The organism is Actinomadura sp. NPDC049753 (genome assembly GCF_040674655.1).
Taxonomy (GTDB): domain Bacteria; phylum Actinomycetota; class Actinomycetes; order Streptosporangiales; family Streptosporangiaceae; genus Spirillospora; species Spirillospora verrucosospora.
In genome coordinates this window covers 1-19,352 of record NZ_JBFARL010000076.1, presented here as the reverse complement: position 1 = coordinate 19,352, position 19,352 = coordinate 1, and the positions used below count along the sequence as shown (strand labels likewise).

The 19,352-nt window shown below is 72.7% G+C and carries 16 protein-coding genes and 1 pseudogene; 9 read left to right on the top strand and 8 right to left on the bottom strand.

Annotation, left to right across the window (positions count from 1 at the left end):
- Position 1 precedes the first annotated feature (1 nt).
- Entirely contained in the window at positions 2-1,186 is a 1,185-nt protein-coding gene (locus AB0K37_RS20530; RefSeq protein ID WP_363983312.1) for an acyl-CoA dehydrogenase family protein, read from the top strand.
- A 70-nt stretch (positions 1,187-1,256) separates the two neighbouring features.
- Here AB0K37_RS20530 and AB0K37_RS20525 read toward each other — a convergent pair whose 3' ends face one another.
- A complete protein-coding gene (locus AB0K37_RS20525; RefSeq protein ID WP_363983309.1) occupies positions 1,257-2,096 on the bottom strand; it encodes an SDR family oxidoreductase in 840 nt (279 codons plus the stop codon).
- Between the two features lie 153 nt (positions 2,097-2,249).
- On the opposite strand from AB0K37_RS20525, the gene AB0K37_RS20520 reads away from it, so the two are divergent.
- From AB0K37_RS20520 to AB0K37_RS20505, 4 genes and pseudogenes are all read left to right on the top strand, one after another.
- Positions 2,250-3,161 carry a VOC family protein gene (locus tag AB0K37_RS20520; RefSeq protein ID WP_363983306.1) on the top strand — a complete coding sequence of 304 codons (912 nt, stop codon included), beginning with the start codon at positions 2,250-2,252 and terminating at the stop codon, positions 3,159-3,161.
- Positions 3,162-3,166: 5 nt separating this feature from the next.
- The gene (locus tag AB0K37_RS20515) at positions 3,167-4,639 is read left to right on the top strand and encodes an FAD-dependent oxidoreductase (RefSeq protein ID WP_363983303.1); all 1,473 of its coding nucleotides are present in this window, start codon (positions 3,167-3,169) and stop codon (positions 4,637-4,639) included.
- Between the two features lie 284 nt (positions 4,640-4,923).
- Positions 4,924-6,072, top strand: a pseudogene (locus tag AB0K37_RS20510) (transposase); the annotation flags it as partial.
- A 178-nt stretch (positions 6,073-6,250) separates the two neighbouring features.
- Positions 6,251-7,867, top strand: a complete 1,617-nt coding sequence (locus AB0K37_RS20505) for an AMP-binding protein (protein ID WP_363983300.1) — start codon at positions 6,251-6,253, stop codon at positions 7,865-7,867.
- Here the strand turns inward: AB0K37_RS20505 and AB0K37_RS20500 are convergent.
- Genes AB0K37_RS20500 through AB0K37_RS20480 form a run of 5 tightly spaced genes read right to left on the bottom strand, consistent with a single transcriptional unit; the run spans position 7,859 to position 11,706 of the window.
- Complete coding sequence (locus AB0K37_RS20500; protein ID WP_363983297.1) at positions 7,859-8,707, bottom strand: alpha/beta hydrolase; 849 nt, start codon at positions 8,705-8,707, stop codon at positions 7,859-7,861. The genes AB0K37_RS20505 and AB0K37_RS20500 overlap by 9 nt on opposite strands.
- A gap of 35 nt (positions 8,708-8,742) precedes the next feature.
- Positions 8,743-9,531, bottom strand: a complete 789-nt coding sequence (locus AB0K37_RS20495) for an SDR family NAD(P)-dependent oxidoreductase (protein ID WP_363983294.1) — start codon at positions 9,529-9,531, stop codon at positions 8,743-8,745.
- Positions 9,528-10,319: a glucose 1-dehydrogenase gene (locus AB0K37_RS20490; RefSeq protein ID WP_363983291.1), complete on the bottom strand. Its 792-nt coding sequence runs from the start codon at positions 10,317-10,319 to the stop codon at positions 9,528-9,530. Before AB0K37_RS20490 ends, AB0K37_RS20495 begins: the two co-directional genes overlap by 4 nt.
- The gene (locus AB0K37_RS20485; protein ID WP_345179272.1) at positions 10,316-10,552 is read right to left on the bottom strand and encodes a ferredoxin; all 237 of its coding nucleotides are present in this window, start codon (positions 10,550-10,552) and stop codon (positions 10,316-10,318) included. The genes AB0K37_RS20490 and AB0K37_RS20485 overlap by 4 nt, the downstream gene beginning before the upstream one ends.
- The gene (locus AB0K37_RS20480; protein WP_363983288.1) at positions 10,549-11,706 is read right to left on the bottom strand and encodes a Rieske 2Fe-2S domain-containing protein; all 1,158 of its coding nucleotides are present in this window, start codon (positions 11,704-11,706) and stop codon (positions 10,549-10,551) included. Before AB0K37_RS20480 ends, AB0K37_RS20485 begins: the two co-directional genes overlap by 4 nt.
- Before the next feature lie 143 nt (positions 11,707-11,849).
- Between AB0K37_RS20480 and hsaA the strand changes: the two genes are divergently transcribed.
- The gene (hsaA, locus tag AB0K37_RS20475; protein ID WP_363983285.1) at positions 11,850-13,016 is read left to right on the top strand and encodes a 3-hydroxy-9,10-secoandrosta-1,3,5(10)-triene-9,17-dione monooxygenase oxygenase subunit; all 1,167 of its coding nucleotides are present in this window, start codon (positions 11,850-11,852) and stop codon (positions 13,014-13,016) included.
- A gap of 1,191 nt (positions 13,017-14,207) precedes the next feature.
- Here hsaA and AB0K37_RS20470 read toward each other — a convergent pair.
- Entirely contained in the window at positions 14,208-15,368 is a 1,161-nt protein-coding gene (locus AB0K37_RS20470; RefSeq protein WP_363983282.1) for an alpha/beta hydrolase, read from the bottom strand.
- Positions 15,365-16,885, bottom strand: coding sequence for an FAD-dependent oxidoreductase (locus AB0K37_RS20465; RefSeq protein ID WP_363983279.1), 1,521 nt, complete (start codon positions 16,883-16,885; stop codon positions 15,365-15,367). The genes AB0K37_RS20470 and AB0K37_RS20465 overlap by 4 nt, the downstream gene beginning before the upstream one ends.
- A 179-nt stretch (positions 16,886-17,064) precedes the next feature.
- Here AB0K37_RS20465 and AB0K37_RS20460 point away from each other — a divergent pair, with 179 nt between their 5' ends.
- Genes AB0K37_RS20460 through AB0K37_RS20450 form a run of 3 tightly spaced genes read left to right on the top strand, consistent with a single transcriptional unit; the run spans position 17,065 to position 19,301 of the window.
- A complete protein-coding gene (locus AB0K37_RS20460) occupies positions 17,065-17,715 on the top strand; it encodes a TetR family transcriptional regulator (RefSeq protein WP_363983276.1) in 651 nt (216 codons plus the stop codon).
- A 48-nt stretch (positions 17,716-17,763) separates the two neighbouring features.
- On the top strand, positions 17,764-18,513 hold the full coding sequence (locus AB0K37_RS20455; RefSeq protein WP_363983273.1) for an SDR family oxidoreductase: 750 nt from the start codon (positions 17,764-17,766) through the stop codon (positions 18,511-18,513).
- Positions 18,514-18,524: 11 nt separating this feature from the next.
- On the top strand, positions 18,525-19,301 hold the full coding sequence (locus AB0K37_RS20450) for an SDR family oxidoreductase (protein WP_363983270.1): 777 nt from the start codon (positions 18,525-18,527) through the stop codon (positions 19,299-19,301).
- The last annotated feature ends 51 nt before the right edge of the window (positions 19,302-19,352 follow it).

The following is a 19,352-nucleotide window of genomic DNA, read 5'->3' as shown; positions in this document are numbered from 1 at the left end:
GATGGCTGACCGCGTGCTTGACACGATCATGGAGAGGGCGGAGCAGATCCGCGAGCTCGGCCCGGCCAACGAGGCGCTCGGCAGGCTCGACGACAAGGCCGCGCAGATCCTCAAGGACGCGGGCGCGATCCGGCTGCTCCAGCCGCAGGCGCACGGCGGCCTGGAGGTCCACCCGCGCGAGTTCGCCGAGACGGTGATGGGGATCGCCTCCCTGGACGGCTCCACCGGCTGGGTCGCCGGCATCGTCGGCGTCCACCCGTGGGAGATGGCCTACGCCGACCCGAAGGTGCGCGAGGAGATCTGGGGCGAGGACCCCGACACCTGGATCGCGTCCCCGTACGCGCCGATGGGCATCGCCCGGCCCGTGGACGGCGGCTACGTGTTCAACGGCCGCTGGCAGTTCTCCTCCGGCACCGACCACTGCGACTGGATCTTCCTCGGCGCGATGCTGGGCGACGAGGACGGCAGGATGGCGCAGCCGCCGCGGTCGCTGCACATGATCCTGCCGCGCTCGGACTACGAGATCGTCGAGGACTCCTGGGACGTCGCGGGGCTGAAGGGCACCGGCAGCAAGGACATCATCGTCAGGGACGCGTTCGTCCCGGCGTACCGGACGCTGGAGTACTCCAAGGTCGTTGACGGTTCGGCGCCGCGCGAGGCGGGGCTGACCAACCCCTCCTACCTGATGCCGTTCTCCTGCGTGTTCCCGCTCGGCATCTCCTCCGCGGTCATCGGCATCGCCGAGGGCGCGCTGCACCACCACCTGGCCTACCAGCGCAACCGCGTCCAGATCACCGGCACGAAGATCAAGGACGACCCGTACGTGCTGTACGCGATCAGCGAGGCGGCCGAGGAGATCAGGACGTCCCGCACGGCGCTGCTGGACAACTGCTCGCGCATGTACGACATGGTCGCCGCCGGGCACGTGCCGACGTTCGCCGAACGCGCCGCCGGGCGCCGCACCCAGGTCCGGGCGGCGTGGCGGGCGGTGCAGGCGATGAACGAGATCGTCGTCCGGTCGGGCGGCAACGCGATGCGGAGCGACAACCCGATCCAGCGGTTCTGGCGGGACGCGCACGTCGGCCTCGCCCACGCCATCCACGTCCCGGGCTCGGTCTACCACGTCTCCGCCCTGACGGACCTGGACATCGAGCCGCCCCAGGGCCCGATGCGGTCGATGATCTGAGCCCGCCGACTCGCGGCGTGCCGGGAGCGTGGGCGCCTCCACCGCCCGGCACGCCGCGCCCGACCGGCCCCTAGCCGAGCAGGCCGCGGTCGGCGACGAGCCTCGGGGTCCAGACGACCCGGCCCAGGTACTCGTCCGCGGCGGGGTCGGTGACCAGCCAGACCACGGCCGCCGCCGGCGCCTCCTCCGGCGTCGGCTCGAAGCCCTCGTCCTTCAGGCCGTCGAGGCCGCCGCGCGCCGCGCCCGCCTCGGTGACGACGAACCCGGGGTCGAGGTTGAACGCGCGGACGCCGGCGCCCCGGTACTCGGCGTTGACCGCGCCGGCGAGGCGCCCGAACGCCGCCTTGGACGCCGAGTACGCCACACCCCAGCCGCCCTCGCCCGGCGGTCCCGGCGGGTCGGTGGTCGCCGACCCCGAGCACAGGTCGACGATCGTCCCGCCGCCGCGCGCCAGCATCGCCGGCAGGACGGCCTGGAGCAGGACGATCTGGTTCAGGTAGTTGCCCGTGACGGTCCGCGCCGCCACCTCCGGGTCGAGGTCGAGGAACCGCTCGTGGGTGCCCGCGACGTGCGCGACCGCGTTGTTGACCAGGACGTCCACGCGGCCCCACGCGTCGAGGACCGTCGCGGCGGCGGCCGTCACGCTCGCCCGGTCGAGCAGGTCCATCCGCACCGGCAGGGCCCGCGCGCCGAGCGCCTCGATCTCCGCCCTGGTGCGTTCCAGGCTCCCCGGGACGGGGATCGGCTCCGCACGCCCGTGGCGCGGCGGTATCCGGCCGCGGCCCTCCTCCACCGTGCGCGCGGTGAACGCGACGTCGTACCCGGCGGCGGCCAGCGCGAGCGCCGTCCGCCTGCCGATGCCCCGGCTCGCCCCGGTCACCATCGCGACCGGCCTGTCCGTCGTCGTCATGAGGCCTCCCCCTCCAGATGAGAGCCGCCGCCGTCCGCCCGGCGCACGAAGACTCTCACTCAGCGGGAAGGGCCGGGCGGCCCGCCCCCGGATTTGGAAGGTTGAGGCTCGACGGCCGCCGCGCGGGCCGCTATCCAGAAGGGACCGAGGACAGTGACGCAGATCCGAGGGCTGGGATATCTGAAGGTCCAGACCCGGCACATCGACCGCTGGCGCGAGTTCGCCCTGGACGGGCTCGGCTTCGCCGAGGGCGGCGGACCGGACCCTGACGGCCTCTACCTGCGCATGGACGAGCGCCGCTCGCGCCTCCGGGTGCTGCCCGGAGACACCGACCGGGTGCTGGCCGTCGGCTGGGAGGTCCGCGACCAGTACGCGCTGGCCGCCGTCCGCGAGGCCGTGGAGAAGTCCGGGACGGCCGTGACGACGCTGACCTCCAAGGAGGCGGCGGAGCGCGACGCGGAGGAGGCCATCGCGTTCACCGACCCGGGCGGCACCCCCGTCGAGGTGTTCTGGGGCCCGGTCCTGGACCACAGCCCCCTGCGCACCGGCTTCGCGCAGAAGTTCGTGACCGGCCCCATGGGCATGGGCCACGTCGTGCTGCCCACCCCCAGGTTCGTCGAGACCGTCGCGTTCTACGCCGAGGTCCTCGGGTTCCTGCCGCGCGGCGCGATGAGGGTCGGCGGCGGCGCCGCGAAGGTCAGGTTCATGGGCGTCAACCAGCGCCACCACAGCATCGCGATCTGCCCGGCGCCGTTCGACGGCGACCCGGGCCTCGTCCACCTCATGGTGGAGGTCGACACGCTCGACGCGGTCGGCATCGCGCTCGACGCCATCACGGAGAAGGGCTTCTCGATCTCCTCCACGCTGGGCCGCCACACCAACGACAAGATGGTGTCGTTCTACGTGCGCGCCCCCGGCGGCTGGGACGTCGAGTACGGCTGCGAGGGCATGCTCGTGGACGAGGCGTACTACACCGCCGAGGAGATCACCAGGGACAGCTACTGGGGCCACGACTGGTCCGGGTCCGAGCCGCTGGCCGCCTTCGTCCCGCCGCAGAAGGGCTGACGCCGATGCCGAAGCCCTCGGTGGAACCGGTCGGCGCCGCGGAGGTGGAGTTCGACCACGAGTGCGACGTGCTGGTGGTCGGCTTCGGCGCCGCGGGCGCCGCCGCGGCGTACGAGGCCGCGGCGGCGGGCGCGGACGTTCTCGTCCTGGAACGGTCGAGCGGCCCCGGCGGGACGTCCGCCCAGTCGGGCGGGGAGCTGTACCTCGGCGGCGGCACGCGGGTGCAGAAGGCGTGCGGCTTCGACGACACGCCCGACGACATGTTCGCCTTCCTCACGGCGGCGCTCGGCCCGCACGCCGACGCGGAGAAGCTGCGGCTGTACTGCGACGGGAGCGTGGAGCACTTCGAGTGGTTCCGCGCGCGCGGCGTCCCGTTCAAGGAGAGCCTGTTCGACGCGCCGGGCTGGATGCCGTACACCGAGGACGGCCTGATGTGGCTCGGCGAGAACGCCTGGCCGTACAACGAGATCGCCCGGCCCGCGCCGCGCGGGCACCGCCCGGAGACGCCGATGTTCGCCGGCGGCGTCCTCATGGAGAAGCTGATCGCGGCCGCCGCCGAGGCGGGCGCCGTCGCCCACCAGGACACCTACGCGACGAACCTCGTCGTGGACGGCGCCGGCCGCGTCGCCGGCGTCGTCGCGCGCCGGTTCGCCGACCGGGTGGTCTACCGGGCGCGCAGGGGCGTCGTCCTGACCTCCGGCGGGTTCGTCGACAACGAGGAGATGCTCGCCGACCACGCCCCGGTGCTGCTCGGGCACGACAAGGTCAGCGACGGCACCAGCGACGGGTCCGGCATCCGGATGGCGACCGCGCTCGGCGCCGCGACCCGCCGCATGGCGTCGGTGGAGATCGCGCTCACCGCCAACCCCGCCGTCATCTGCCGGGGCATGCTCGTCGACGGCCTCGGCCGCCGGTTCATCAACGAGGACGTCTACCCGGGCCTGTTCAGCCACCGGGCCGTCCAGCACCAGCCGGGCCCCTACTGGGCGATCATCGACGAGGCCGGGCACGACGAGATCCCCGAGGCCGACCTGTGGGGCGTCCGCCCCAAGCACGCGGCGGAGACGGTCGCGGAGCTGGAGGAGTCGCTCGGCCTGCCACCCGGCTCGCTGGAGGCGACCGTCGAGACCTACAACCGGTTCGCGGAGCGGGGCGAGGACCCCTACTTCCACAAGGACCCCAAGTGGCTGCGCCCCCTGAAGGGGCCGTTCGCGGCGATCGACCCGGCCGACGGGTTCTTCGGCGCCGGCAGGCACGGCGCCGGGACGGGCGCCGGCGGGTTCACCCTCGGCGGCCTCGACACCACCGTGGACGGCGAGGTCCGCAACAACTCCGGTGAGCCGATCCCCGGCCTGTACGCCGCCGGGCGCACCGCCTCCGGCATCCACGGCGAGGGCTACATCAGCGGGACGTCCCTGGGCGACGGCACGTTCTTCGGCCGCCGCGCCGGGCGCGCCGCCGCCGCATCCGAGAACTGAGAGGTCTGTGCATGAAGTACGCCGTCCTGCTCCCCGTGGCGGCGGGCGTGACCGCCGATCCCGCGTGGATCGGCGAGTACGCCCGGCACGCGGAGGTCTGCGGCTTCGAGTCGGTCGGCGCGGTCGAGCACGCGGTGGTGGCGAGCGGCTACCGGGTTGAGGGCGGCTGCTCGGGCTTACAGAGCGGGGGCGAGGGCCCGCGTGGGGCGGCCGTCAGACCCGAGTTCGGCCTGCCGGTCTTGATATCGCTTCGGTCTGTCATAGGCCGATGGCAGGATCGGGGTGTGCAGCTCAGGTACCGGTTCCGGCTCTACCCGACCCCCGGCCAGCAGCAAGCGCTGGCCAGGGCGTTCGGGTGCGCGCGGGTGGTGTTCAACGATGCCCTGCGCGCACGCGAGCAGGCGCGCGCAGCCGGGCTGGCGTACCCGTCGGACGGGGACCTGTCCAAGCGGGTCATCACCGAGGCGAAGAAGACCCCCGAGCGGGCCTGGCTGGGCGAGGTCTCGGCCGCCGTCCTGCAGCAGGCTCTGGCCGATCTGAACACCGCTTACCGCAACTTCTTCGCGTCGGTGACGGGCAGGCGGAAGGGCCGCGGGGTGGCGGCGCCCCGGTACCGGTCCCGCAAGGACCGGCGGCAGGCGATCCGGTTCACCCGCAACGCCCGCTGGAAAATCACCGCAGGCGGGAAACTGCGCCTGCCCAAGATCGGGGACGTACCGGTGCGGTGGTCTCGTACGCTGCCGTCGGCGCCGTCGTCGGTGACGGTGATCCGGGACGCGGCGGGCCGGTACTTCGCCTCCTTCGTCGTCGAAACCGCCGACGAGCCGCTGCCGCAGACGCAAGCCGAGGTCGGCGTCGATCTGGGGCTGACGCATTTCGCGGTGCTGTCGGACGGCCGCAAGATCAGCAGCCCCAGGTTCCTGCGCCGCGCCGAGCGCAAGCTCCGCAAGGCGCAGCAGGCCCTGTCCCGCAAGGCCGAGGGGTCGGCCAACCGGCGCAAGGCCGCCGCGAGGGCCGCGCGGTTGCACGCGCGGGTCACCGACGCGCGGCGCGACCATCACCACAAGCTGTCCACACAGCTGGTCCGCGAGAACCAAGCGGTCTACGTGGAGAACCTGTGCGTGAACGGTCTGGCCCGCACCCGGCTCGCCAAATCCGTGCACGACGCGGGCTGGTCCCGGTTCCTGGCGATGCTGGAGTACAAGGCCGCCCGGTACCGGCGCACCTTCGCCAAGGTGGACCGCTGGTTCCCGTCCTCGAAGCTGTGCGGGGCTTGCGGGACGGTCGCCGAGTCGATGCCGCTGCACATCCGCAAGTGGGCCTGCGCGTGCGGCGCGGTCCACGACCGGGATGTCAACGCCGCGAGCAACATCCTGGCCGCCGGACGGGCGGACAGGCTAAACGCCTGCAGAGGGACCGCAAGACCTCCCGCCCAGCGGAAGGCAGGACCCGGCGAAACAGGAAGCCACAGAAGCGCCGCACACGCGGCACAGGCTGAACCTCCAGCCTTCGAGCTGGGGGGCGCGTCAATCCAGCGTCTACCCCCACCCGCTCCCCTTCACCCCACTTCAAGTCCCTAAAGGCGCCCGAGACGAGAGGGGCCAAGGCAGCATGCAGGACGAGAAGACCGGGGCGCTTGGAGAGAAGGCGGTTCTGGGGGACGACCGTCCCGCCCGCGAGACCGCGTTCGCCGAACTGGTCGCGGCGCGCGGCGGCGACGACCGGACGGGCCTGTGCTTCGAGGACCGCTCCTGGACCTGGCGGGAGGTCGTCGCGGAGTCCCTGCGGCGGGCCTCGCTCGTCCGGGACCTGCCCGGCCACGCCGGCCTGTTCCTGGAGAACGGGCCCGAGCACCTGTTCTGGCTGCTGGGCGCGGCGCTCGCCGGCGTCCCGGTGGTGGAGCTGAACCCGACGCGGCGGGGCGCCGAGCTGGCCCGCGACATCACCCACACCGACTGCGCGCTGCTGGTCACCGAGACGTCCCGCGCGCCGCTGCTCGACGGGCTCACGCGGGTCCCGGCCCTGACGGTCGACACGCCCGCGTACGCCGAACGGCTCGCCTCCGCCCGCCTGGCCGCCCCCGCCCCGGTGGACCCGGACGCGATCTTCTCGCTGGTGTTCACGTCCGGGACGACGTCCGCGCCCAAGGCGGTGATCTGCACGCAGCGCAGGCTGGGCCGGATCGCCGTCCAGCAGCGCGACCGGCGCGGCCTCACCGGCGACGACGTGTTCTACGTGGTCATGCCGATGTTCCACTCCAACGCGCTGATGGCCGGGATCGCGCCCGCCGTCGCCGCCGGAGGCCGCATCGTCCTGCGCCGCAAGTTCTCGGCCTCGGGCTTCCTCCCGGACGTGCGCCGCCACGGCGTCACGTTCTTCAACTACGTCGGCAAGCCTCTCAGCTACATCCTGGCCGTCCCGGAGAAGCCGGACGACGCCGACAACACGCTCCGCATCGCGTTCGGCAACGAGGCGGCGCAGCGCGACATCGACGCGTTCGCCCGCCGGTTCGGCTGCGCCGTCATCGACTCCTACGGGTCGAGCGAGGGCGAGATCCGCCTCAACCGCGTCCCCGGCACGCCGCCCGGCTCGCTGGGGGTCGCCGAGGCGGGCACCGTCGTGATGGACCCCGAGACCCTGCGGGAATGCCCGCGCGCCGAGTTCGACGCGAACGGGGTGCTCCTCAACGCCGAGGAGGCCATCGGCGAGATCGTCGACACGATGGGCGCCGCCAAGTTCGAGGGCTACTACAACAACCCCGAGGCGACGGCGCGGCGCGTCCGCAACGGCTGGACCTGGTCGGGCGACCTCGCCTACCGCGACGCCGACGGCTACTGGTACTTCGCCGGCCGCGACGACGACTGGCTGCGCGTGGACGGCGAGAACTTCGCCGCCGCCCCCGTCGAACGCCTCCTGGCCCGCTTCGAGCCCTTCACCGACGTCGCCGTCTACGCCGTCCCGGACGACCGGGTGGGCGACCAGGCGATGGCCGCCGTCACCCTGGCCCCGGGCCACGCCTTCGACCCGTCCGCTTTCACGGCCTTCCTGGCCGCCCAGCCGGACCTCGGCACCAAGTGGACCCCGCGCTACGTCCGCCTGGTCGAGGCCCTGCCCCGCACCCCGACCAACAAGGTCATCAAGCGCGTCCTCCGCACCGAGGGCCGCGACACCACCGACCCCGTCTACGAGCACCGCGACGCCACCTACGTGCTGCGCGGCTCAGTCTGAGGTCTCCTCGGCGAACTCCTGGATGCGGGCCCAGACCCGGGCGGGCTGCTCTTCCTGGGAGAAGTGGCCCGCGTCGCGGATGGTCGCGGTGGTCAGGTTCTCCACGCCCGCCTTGCGGAACCCCTCAGCGTAGGCGGCGATGTCGCCGCCCTCGCCGTCCCCGCGCAGGTAGAGGACGGGTGTCGTGACCGGGTCCGTGAGGGCGGCGTTGTCGTCGGCGTCCTGCGCGAAGGCGCGGTACAGGTCGAAACCGGCGGTCAGGGACGCGTCGGTGCCGTAGGCGGCCGCGTGGGCGGTGCGGGCGTCGGGCGTGATCCTGGACGGGTCGGCCGACAGCACGTCGTAGAAGTGGTCGAAGTACTCGGCCTGGCGACCGCGGACGAGGGTCTCCGGAAGGCCGGGAACGGCGTGCAGGCCGAAATGCCAGACGGCGGGACCGGCGGTCACCGCGTCCCACGGGGCGACGCCCGGGATCGCCGTGTTCATGATGACCACGCGCGCCGCCTCGTACCGGCGCAGGTAGGCGTAGGCGACCATGCCCCCGGCGTCATGGCCGACCAGGGTGAGGCCGTCCAGGCCCCGGTGCCGGACCAGGTCGTGGACGACCGAGGCCAGGTCCCGCTTCGAGCCGCTGGTCGCCCCCGTCGACCCGCCGATGCCGGGCAGGTCGACGGCGAGGAGGCGGACCTCGGGCGGCGCGGCGGCCATCACGTCCCGCCACGTCCGCCACGACTCCGGCCAGCCGTGCAGGAACAGGAACGGCCGGCCGGAGGGGTCTCCCGACTCCGCGACGTGCAGCGAGCGGCCGGCGACCCGGACGCGGGCATGGTGAACGGACATGGTCCATGCCTACCGGACGCCGGCCGCGGAGCGTGTCAGGACGGCTCCGGAAGCATGCGCTTCATCGCGGCGTGCGCCCCGGCGACGAGCTTCTCGCGGGGGAAACCGGCGCGTTTGCGGGCCATGTCGTAGTTGCCGCCCGCGACCCACACGGGGCCGTCCGCCAGGTGTTCGAGGCCCTCGCGGGCGACGTCGTCGGGCTCGGCGACGTTCAGGCCGGGCATGTCCATGTTGAGGCCGGCGCGTTCCATCGCCGGGGTGCGGGTCACGCCGAGGACCAGTTCCAGGACGTCCACCCCGTGCTCGCGCATCTCCAGCCACAGCCCCTCGGCGAAGACGCGGCCGAACGCCTTCACCGCCGAGTAGATGCTGATCTGCGGCTGGCCCATGTAGCCGGCGAGGGAGCCGACCAGCAGGATTCCGCCGCGCCCCCGCTCCTTCATCAGCGCGCCGAAGTGGTGCGTCAGCGCGAGCTGGGCGGTGATGTTCAGGTCGATGACGCCCTGGAAGCGGTCCAGGTCGCCGGTGACGAACTCGTGGCCGTAGCTGTTGGCGCCCGCGTTGAAGACCAGCAGCCCGACGTCCAGGCCGTCGGTCACCTCGCGGATCGCCTTGAGCGGGTCCGGGGCGACCAGGTCCAGTTCGAGGGTGCGCACCTCCACGCCCTTCGCGCGGACGGCCTCGGCCGTCTCCGCCAGCGGCCCCGGCTTGCGCGCGATCAGCACGAGGTTCAGGCCCGCGTCGGCGAGGCGGTGCGCGAAGGCCGAGCCGACGCCCTCCGAGCCGCCCGCGATCACGGCCCACGGGCCGTATCGGTCGATCATTGCTCTCCGTCCAGGTCCGGGGTCCAGGCGACGCCGTTGACATGCGAGCCGCCGTCCGCGAACAGGGTGTTTCCGGTCAGGTAGCGGGCGTCCTCGGACGCCAGGAACACCGCCACGGGGGCGATGTCGGTCTCCGGGTCGCCGAGGCGGCCCATCGGGTTGGCGCGGTCGGCGGCCGCCTCGATCTCCGGGTGCGCGGCCGCCATCCGGCGGAACGCCGCGCTCTTGGCGCCCGGGCAGATCGCGTTGACGGCGACGCCGGTGGGCGCCCACTCGCGGGCGGCCGTGCGGGTCAGCGTCCGGAGGGCCTCCTTGGCCGAGTTGTACTCCAGGGTCCCCATATGGGCGTTGACGCCGTTCAGCGAGCACATGTTGACGACGCGCCCCCACCCGCGGGCCTTCATGTGCGGGAAGGCGGCCTGCATCGCCCACAGCGGCCCGTAGTAGCCCATCGCGAACCCGCGGGCGAGCTGCTCGTCGGTCTTGGACTCCACCCGGCCCACCGTCCCGGCGCCCCAGGCGTTGTTGACCAGGACGTCCACCGAGCCCCACGTCTCGACCGCCGCGTCCACCATCGCGTGGACCTGCGCCTTGTCGGTGACGTCCGTCCGGACGAACCGGGCATCCGCCCCGATCTCCGCGGCGACCCGCTCCCCGGACTCCGGGTCGAGCTCCGCGACCAGCACGCGGGCCCCCTCCGCGGCGAAGCGGCGGGCGATGCCGCGCCCGATCCCGTCGCCCGCGCCGGTCACGACCGCGACCCGCCCGGCCAGCCGCCCGCCCGTCACTCGACCACCGTGATGGCGCCGTTCAGCGCGGCCTCCTGGATGGCAGAGCGGAGCGCCGGGCAGGTCGCGTGCGGGTCGTCCAGCCCCACGCACGCCTCTCTGGCCTCGGCGTTCCACTGGATGCTCGTCTGCTCCCAGCTCGACTTGCGCACCATCACCTCGGCGGCGCAGCGGCGGCAGCGGACCGGCAGCAGCGGCCCGTCCAGGAGGCGCTCGTCCTGGCGGGTCGTCACGCCGACGCCCCCTCGGCCTCCCGGCGGGCCATGTTCGCGTCGACCTCCTTCTGCCAGGACTCCACCGGCCGGGTCGTGTCGATCTCGTACTCGAACCGGTCGGTCATCTCCGGCGTGACGTCGGCGACGTCCACGTAGAACTGCTCGTACCAGCGGCGCAGCTGGTAGACGGGCCCGTCCTCCTCGCACAGCAGCGGGTTGTCGATGCGGGTCTTGTTCCGCCAGATCTCGATGTCCTGCTCGAAGCCCGTCAGGATGAAGTCCGACAGCTTCTGCGCGGTCGCCTCGGCGGCGTCGGCCGGCAGCGCGTCGCTGTGCTGGACGATGATGCCCGAGTGCAGCGAGAACGAGTTCTCGTCGATCGGGTAGTGGCAGTTGATCAGGACGGAGTGCAGGTCGTACCCCTCGTAGTGGTACGTCAGCTCGTCGATCATGAAGGAGGGGCCGTGGTAGGACGCCACGGAGGTGTTGCCGAGCATCTTCGGCCCGCCGCCGCCGCCCTCCCGGCGCGCGTCCTCCCGCGTCCGCCCCTTCATGATCTGCGTGGCCACGTGGCCCTCGAAGATGTTCTTGAAGTACGTCGGGAACGACTTGTGGATGTAGAAGAAGTGCGCCATGTCCACGACGTTGTCGATGACCTCGCGCGCGTTGGTGTGGACGACCGTCTCCGTCCAGCGCCAGTCGGTCCAGTCGTCGCGGGTGGCGCCCTCGATCACCGGGATCGTCACGTCCTCCGGCGGCTTCTTCCCCTCCGGGTCGTTCCAGACGAACAGCAGCCCGTCCTGCTCCATCGTCGGCCACGCGGCCGTCCGGGCCCGCAGCGGGACGCGGCGCGCGTAGGGGATCTGCTTGCAGCGGCCGTCGCCGCCCCAGCGCCAGTCGTGGAACGGGCACGCGATCGCGTTGCCCTTGACGGTGCCCTGGGACAGGTCGCCGCCCATGTGGCGGCAGTAGGCGTCCAGGACGTTCGTCGTGCCGTCCTCACCGGTGAAGACCACGAGCTTCTGCCCGAACGCGTTCACCGTGTGGGGCTTGCCGTCCCGGAACTTCTCGGCCAGCCCGAGGCAGTGCCATCCCCGGGCGAAACGGCGGGTGATCGCCTCCGCCTCGATGGCGCGGACGGCGTCCGACTCGGTTGCGGTCACGTGGATCATCCCTTCAGCGATGGATGGGTGATTCGAACGTTAGGTCGCAGGTCACCGTCCCGACCGCCGAGTCCCATTGGCCGGGACGCCCGGCCCCGCGCCGGCGCGCGACCATGGTCTCCTGCAATGGCCGTACTAGGGAAGGAGCGGGGATGAGCAACGAGGTCCTGGACGCGGTGCGCGGACTGCTGCCCGGCATCGCCGAGCGGGCCCGGTCCGTGGACGAGAAAGGACGCATCCCCGCGGAGACGATCCGGGAGCTGACCGCCGCCGGCGTGTTCCGGATGCTCCAGCCCACCCGGCACGGCGGCGCCGAGGACGACCCCGTCGCCTTCTACGAGGTGATCCGCGCGGTCTCCGGCGCCTGCGGCTCGACCGGCTGGGTCGCCGCGGTCCTCGGCGTCCACTCCTGGCACCTCGGCCTGTTCGCCGACGAGGCGCAGCGCGAGGTGTGGGGCGCGGGCCCGGACACCCTCATCGCCTCCTCCTACGCCCCGATCGGGCGGCTCACCCCCGTCGACGGCGGCTACGAGGTGACGGGGCGCTGGTCGTTCTCGTCCGGCTGCGAGTTCGCCTCATGGGCCCTGCTCGGCGCGCTCGTCGTCGGCGCCGAGGGCCGCCCGGTCGACTTCATGACCGTCCTCGTGCCCCGGCGCGACTACGAGATCGCGGAGGTCTGGGACTCGATGGGCCTGCGCGGCACCGCCAGCGACGACATCGTCGTGGAGAAGGCGTTCGTCCCGGCCCACCGCGCGATGCGCAACTTCGAGCAGGCCCAGCTCCGCAATCCCGGCCGCAAGGTCAACACGGGCCCGCTCTACCGCATGCCCTTCGGGACGATCTTCACCAGCACCGTCGCCGCCAGCGTGATCGGCATGGCGGCCGGCTGCCACGACCTCTACGTGACCCGCATGCGCGACCGGATCCGCCTCAGCCTCGGCGGCGGCCGCTTCGTCGAGGACCAGTTCGCCCAGGTCGCCGTCGCCCGCGCCGCCTCCGAGATCGACGCCGCGGTCCTGCAGACCGACCGCAACGTCCGCGAGATCCACGAGTACGCCGTCCGCAACGAGAAGATCCCGATGGAGCTGCGCCTGCGCGCCCGCCGCGACCAGGTCCGCGGCACCGAACGCGCCATCGAGGCCATCGACATCCTGTTCAAGACGGCCGGCGGCAACTCCCTGCACCGCGGCAACGTCATCGAACGCGCCTGGCGCGACGCCCACGCCGGCAGCGTCCACGTCGCCAACGACGTCGAGCACGCCCTGTCCATGTACGGCCGGGGCGAGTTCGGTCTCAAGGTGGAGGACAACCTCGTCTGACCACCGGACCGGCTCATCCGCTCGACGGGCGTCCGCGCTCGGCCGGCGAGGTGGCGCATCATGCCCCCGCAGAACGGCCGGCTGAAGACGTGAAGGGGCGGCCGCCCCCCGAACTGGTCGGGGGACGACCGCGATATTCGTGCGTGTGCCAGCCCGCTAGTCAGTGGGCTGGCCTTGCTGGTTCAGCTCTGAACGACGGTTCCGCAGCTGTAGCAGACCCACATGGATCCGCCCTGGTCGCCCGGCTTCTGCATCTGGGCACCGCACTTGGGGCAGTTCATTGGAGATCAACTCCCTTTGCTTTCCGCCGAGGCCCTAGACCTCGACGTGTTATTTGGTGGCCGTTGGGGGGCTTCCTCCCAACGTTCGGCAGCAATTGCTCCTGCCGACGGAAAGGGACTGTACGCGATTCAGCGTGTTTGACAAGTCGATGTGTTCTACAACACATAATGGGTTGCCGACTTTAGTTTGATCGCGATCCGTGACGGCTCGGTCACATATCTGTCGTGGGACGTAAATGCGCAGTAAGGGCCGGGAATGCGTCGCCGTCAGGCGCTGCAGCCGCTGCGTTCAGGGCCATGACCTGCGTCACAAAGATCATCATTGGTCCGCGGATCCGGCCCGCCGACGGTCTGCGGGCCGGTACGCTGCCGGCAGGCCGCCAGTGGCGAATGGGGATTCGCCGTGCCGGAGGCCGCCGCACGGGGATGTCGGGGATGGTTGCGAAGTGGTCCGAATGTGAGTGCCGACTGAAGTAGTGGTGCCTGCGGCGCACGGAGCCCGGTCGTTACCGCGTACGTTCGCGTACGTTGGTTTATTTGGAGTGCCCGAGAAATGCTCGGCCCCGGGTTCGGTTCAGGGTGCGCGGTAAACAAAGGCCTGGCCTCTCTGGAATGTGAAGTAGGCCTTTCCGTCGTTTCGGCATGCCTTTGTCGACGGGTCTGGGCGGTCGCATAATGAATGGTGCGTGCCTTAATGCGGCCGGCGTCGGCAGTGGGGCGCCCCATAAACGTCCGGCCCGGCTCTCGTTGAGAGCCGGGCCGTTCTCGGCGGCGCCTTTCGAGGAGCGCCCGAGGGTGCGGGGTCAGGAATCGGCGCGCGCCATGTAGTGGCGGAAGAGGTGCTTGAGCGCGTGCTCGAAGGCGCGCGCGTGGGCGGCCTCGTCGCCGGTGGACGGGACCACCCGTGCCGTCAGCAGCTCGTGGACGGGGTTTCGCCTCGGCGGACGGCCTGGGCGAACTCCAGCGCCGTCTCGAAGGACGCGCCGATGGCGCCCCGGTGGTCGGCGCCCTCGAACGTCCGGTACGAGACGGTTCCGTAGCGCTTGCACAGGTCGTTGACGATGTTCTGCGTCGCGGCGGGGGAGACCTCGCGATCGGCGGTGCCCTGGGCGACCAGCGTCGGGACCCGCAGGGTCAGGCCGAGCGCCTCCTGCGAGTCGTAGTAGGCCTCGAACCGCGTGAGGTCGGCGTCCGGGCGGAACACCTTGTCCAGCGGCAGGTCCCTGCTGAGCTGCTTGAGCTGGAGAAGGCACGCGTTCGTCCGGCCCGCCTTCGCGACGGCGGCGGCGTCGTCGGTCAGCAGATCCTCGGGGACGAACGCCGGATCGGCCGCCTGCGCGCCGTTGAGCAGCACGAACAGGAACGGCAGCGCGATCTCGGCGCCCGGGTACTGCGCCTTCACGTACTGCGCCGTCTGGCTCATGTTCGAGCCCGGCGCGATCGACACCGCGCCCTTGAGCCGGATGTCGCGGGGCTTCTGCCGGGCCGCCGCCGTGTAGAGGGTGGCCTGGCCTCCCTGGCTGTGCCCGGCGACGAACCAGTCGCGCCCGATGCGGCGGTCGGCGCTGCGGGCGGCTCGGACGATGTCGGTGACGGCGTTGGCCTCGCTGACCCCGTTCAGGTACGGGTGCCCGCCGGGCGTGCCGAGGCCCTCGTAGTCGGTCTGGACGACCGCGAAGCCGTTCGCGACCCACTTGTCCAGGTAGGACTCGGTGACGGACAGGTAGTCGTGGGCCGGGCCGCCCGCGGTGTCCGCGGACGGCGCGCAGGCGTCGGCCGTTCCGGTGGTGCCGTGCGCCCAGCTCAGCACCGGCCAGCCGCCGCGCGGCGGCGCGCCCTTCGGAACGGCGACCGTCCCCGAGACCGTGATCCGCTTCCCGCCCACGCCCTCGGAGACGTAGGTGACGAACCGGTTGGCGGAGGCGCTCGGCAGCGCCGCCGCGTTCGCCAGCGGCCGGACGCCGAGCAGCTTTCCCCGCTGCGCGGGGGCGGCCTGCGCGGGGGCCGCGGCCATCCCGGCCAGTGCGGCGCACGCGGCGGCCGCGACGGCGACCCTTCCCGTTGATCTCACGTGTGGTTCCTCCTGATGTCCTGGACGGCGCGGTAGGCGAAGGCCATGGCCGACCCGATCGGCACGCCGGGCCCTGGGTAGACGGGGCCCGTGAACGAGGCGCTGGTGTTGCCGGCGGCGTAGAGCCCGGGGACGGGACGGCCCGAGCCGTCCAGGACGCGGGCGTCGGCGTCGGTGCGCAGCCCGCCCTTCGTCCCGAGGTCGCTCAGGACGACCCGCGCGGCGAGGTAGGGCGGCCGGTCGACGGGCACGACGCACGGCCTGCCGCCGGAGAAGTACAGGTCGTAGGGGTCCTCGCCGCGGTGGAAGTCCTCGTCCGCGCCCCTGGCGGCGAAGTCGTTGAACCGCTCGACCGTGCCGGCGAGCGCGTCCGCCGGGAGCCCGAGCATCCCGGCCAGCTCGGGCAGGGTGCCCGCCTGGACCCAGGCGCCCGAGGCGAGCTGCTCGTCCGCCCGCAGCGGCGGGACGGAGATCGCGGGCAGGCCGTCAGCCCGCGCGTCCCAGATCAGATGGAACGGTCCCTCCGCGGCGGCCATCCGGCGCCCCATCCGGTCGTAGGGGAGGGACTCGTTGGCGAACCGGCGGCCCGAGGCGTCCACGATCAGCCCGCCGCGGAACCCGAGGGTGAACGCGGGCCGCCCGTCCGGGGCGAGCAGGCCGGGGCAGAACCACGCCTGGTCCAGCAGGCCGGTGGACGCGCCGATCCGGACGGCGGCCTCGATCGCGTCGCCGGTGTTCGCGCCGCCGGGGGCCATCGTCAGATCGGCGCCGCCCGGCACGCCGCGCTCGGCCCGCAGCGCGGCGGACGACTCGAACCCGCCCGCCGCCAGCAGGACGCCGCGCCGGGCCCGCAGCCGCACCGGGCCGTCCGCGGTCATCGCCGCGACCCCGGTCACCCGGCCGTCCTCGACGACCAGGTCGGTCAGCGCGGTCCGCGTGCGGATCTCCCCGGACCCCGTCGCGGTGATCGCCAGCAGCAGCCGCCCGATCAGCGCCCGGCCCTGCGCCAGCGGCTTGGAGGCCGAGTGCCCCCGGCCCGCCCGGTCCCGGTCGACGGGCGGGCGGACGAGCGCGGCGAGCTCCCCGAGCCTCTCGGCCGGGAGTTCGGCCGGGACGAACGACCGCCCCATGTCCAGGCGCCCGGGCGCGTCGAAGTAGTCGGGGAACGCCTGGAACCGGAACTCGATCGCCGGGTCCTTCTCCAGGAAGTCCACCAGCTCAGGGGCTGTCTCCAGGAACGCCTCGCGGCGCTCGGCCTCGTCGTCGCCGAGCAGCGCCCGCAGGTAGGTTCGCGCGCCCTCGGTCGAGTCGCCGAGCCCGGCGCGCTCCTGGACTCGCGTCCCCGGCAGCCAGATCGCCGCACCCGAGTACGCGGACGTCCCGCCGAGCAGGCCCGTCTTCTCCAGGACGGCGGTCCGCAGCCCGCCCGACGCGGCGGCGAGCGCGCCCGCCATCGCCCCGGCCCCGGAGCCGGCGACCACCACGTCGTACTCGTCGTCCCACCCGGCTCGTCCCATGTGACATGCCCTCCGACCTCGGGTTCCCGGCGCGGGCACACCGTAGGGCGCGGTCCGGGCGGGGAGGGGCGGCCCGTCCCACTGACCGGTACGGATGTTCGCGGGGACGGTCCGGAGCCCGGATATTGTTCCCTGGCAGGACGGGAAGGATCAGAGGACGGAAGGACCGGGGGAGGACCGTGGCGAGGATCGCAGCGGGCAGGCTGTCCGCCGAGCCGAGCTCGCCGGAGCAGCACGACCGGCGCGAGCGCATCCTGCGCGCCGCGTCGCGCATCGGCGCCGAGAAGTCCCTCGAACGCGTCCAGATGCACGAGGTCGCGAAGGCCGCCGGGGTCGCGATCGGCACCCTGTACCGGTACTTCCCGTCCAAGGTCCACCTGTTCACCGCGGTCATGGCCAAGCAGGTCGACCGGCTCCGCGACCAGGTCACCGAGCCCGCGCCCGGCACGAGCCCCGAGGACGCGGTCGCCGACCTGCTGGTGCAGGCGAGCCGGCACCTCATGGCGCAGCCGGTCCTGTCGACGTCGATGCTGCACGCGTCCAACACCGCCCACGTCGCGACCGTCGCCGACACCGTCCACATCGACAGCACGTTCCGGGAGATCCTGCTGCGGGCGGTGGGGATCGAGGTGCCGACCGCGCAGGACGTCACCCTCGTCCGGCTGCTGATGCAGTGCTGGTACGGCGTCCTCCAGTCGAGCTTGAACGGCCGCGCGTCGATGGCGGACGTCGAGAGCGACATCCGCCTCGCCTGCAAGCTGCTGCTCGCGCCCCGCTCGAACGCTCCGGGAAGCGGCGTCGCGGCGCCGGCGCCGAACGCCTCCCAGTGATCGGGACCGCCCCGGCGGACGTCCCGCGGCCGCGGCTAGCGTGCCGCCATGAATCGCTTTGACGGCGTGAAAGTGCTGCTCACCGGGGCGGCGTCGGGCATCGGACGGGCCACCGCGATCCGCCTGGCCGCCGAGGGCGCCGCGGTGTACGCCGTGGACGTCTCGGAGGAGGGCCTCGCCGGGACGGCGGCGGCGGCGGGCGGTCCCGGCACCGTCGCCACCCGGGTGGCGGACGTCACCGACGAGGCCGCCGTGATCGCGACCGTGGCGGACGCGGCGGGGGCGCTCGGCGGCATCGACGTCCTCGTCAACGTCGCGGGCGTCCACAAGACCACCCCGATCGAGACCCTCACGGTGGACGACCTCCACCGGATGTTCTCCGTCAACCTCGTCGGCACGGCCCTGTTCTGCCGCGAGGCGCTCAAGCACCTCCCCGACCGCACCGGCGTGATCGTCAACACCGCCTCGCTGTCGGCGACGCAGGGCAACCCGTTCATGACGGCGTACTCGGCGTCCAAGGGCGCCGTGCTGGCGTTCTCGCTGAGCCTCGCCGCCGAGCTGGCCGCCCGCCGCATCCGCGTCGTGCCGATCTCCCCGGGCGCCGTCGACACCCCGCTGACCCGGGCGCCGGGCATGTTCCCGGACGGCCTGGACCTCACCTACTTCTCCAAGATCCGCTCCTACTACGGCGCGGCCGAGCCGGAGCACATCGCGGCCGCGATCGCGTTCGCCGCCTCGTCCGACGCCGCCTACTTCACCGGCGCCGACCTCCGCGTGGACGGCGGCGCCCACACCTGAGAGGGACCACCATGGCACGCACCATCGCCGTCAGCGGGACGGCGTCCGGCATCGGGAAGACGCTCGCCGGGCTGCTGCGCGAGCAGGGGGACACGGTCGTCGGGGTCGACCTGCGCGACGCCGACGTGTGCGCCGACCTCGGCGGCGCCGAGGGGCGGTCGCGGGCGGTCGCCGAGGTGCTGGACCTGTGCGGCGGCACCCTGGACGCCGTCGTCGCCTGCGCCGGCGTCTCCGACTTCACCGAGCTGCCCGTCAAGGTCAACTACTTCGGCGTCGTCGCGCTGATGGAGGGCCTGCGCCCCGCGCTGGCCAGGGCGCGGGCCCCGCGCGCGGCCGTCGTCGGGTCGATCGCCGGCACGCACCCGGCGGACGACGAGACCGTGCGGGCCTGCCTGGCCGGGGACGAGCCCGCCGCGCTGGAGGCGGCGGCGAAGGTCGTCGCGGCCGGCGCGGGCAACAGGACGTACCCGTCGTCGAAGGCGGCGCTGGCCCGGTGGATGCGCCGCGCGAGCGTCGCCCCCGAGTGGGCCGGCGAGGGAATCCCCCTCAACGCGATCGCGCCGGGCGTGGTCAGGACGCCGATGAGCGCGCCGCTGTTCGAGGACGAGGCGATGCTCAAGGTGATGAACGAGGCCGTCCCCATGCCGCTGAACGGCTACGCCGGCCCAGAAGTGATCGCGGAGGCCCTGCGCTGGCTGGTGTCGCCCGCCAACACCCACATGACCGGCCAGGTCATCTACGTGGACGGCGGCGCCGAGTCGACCCTGCGCGGCCCGGACGTGTTCTGAACGGCCGTGGGGGGGGGCGCCGCCGGGCGCGGGGGGGGGGGCGGGGGCCGC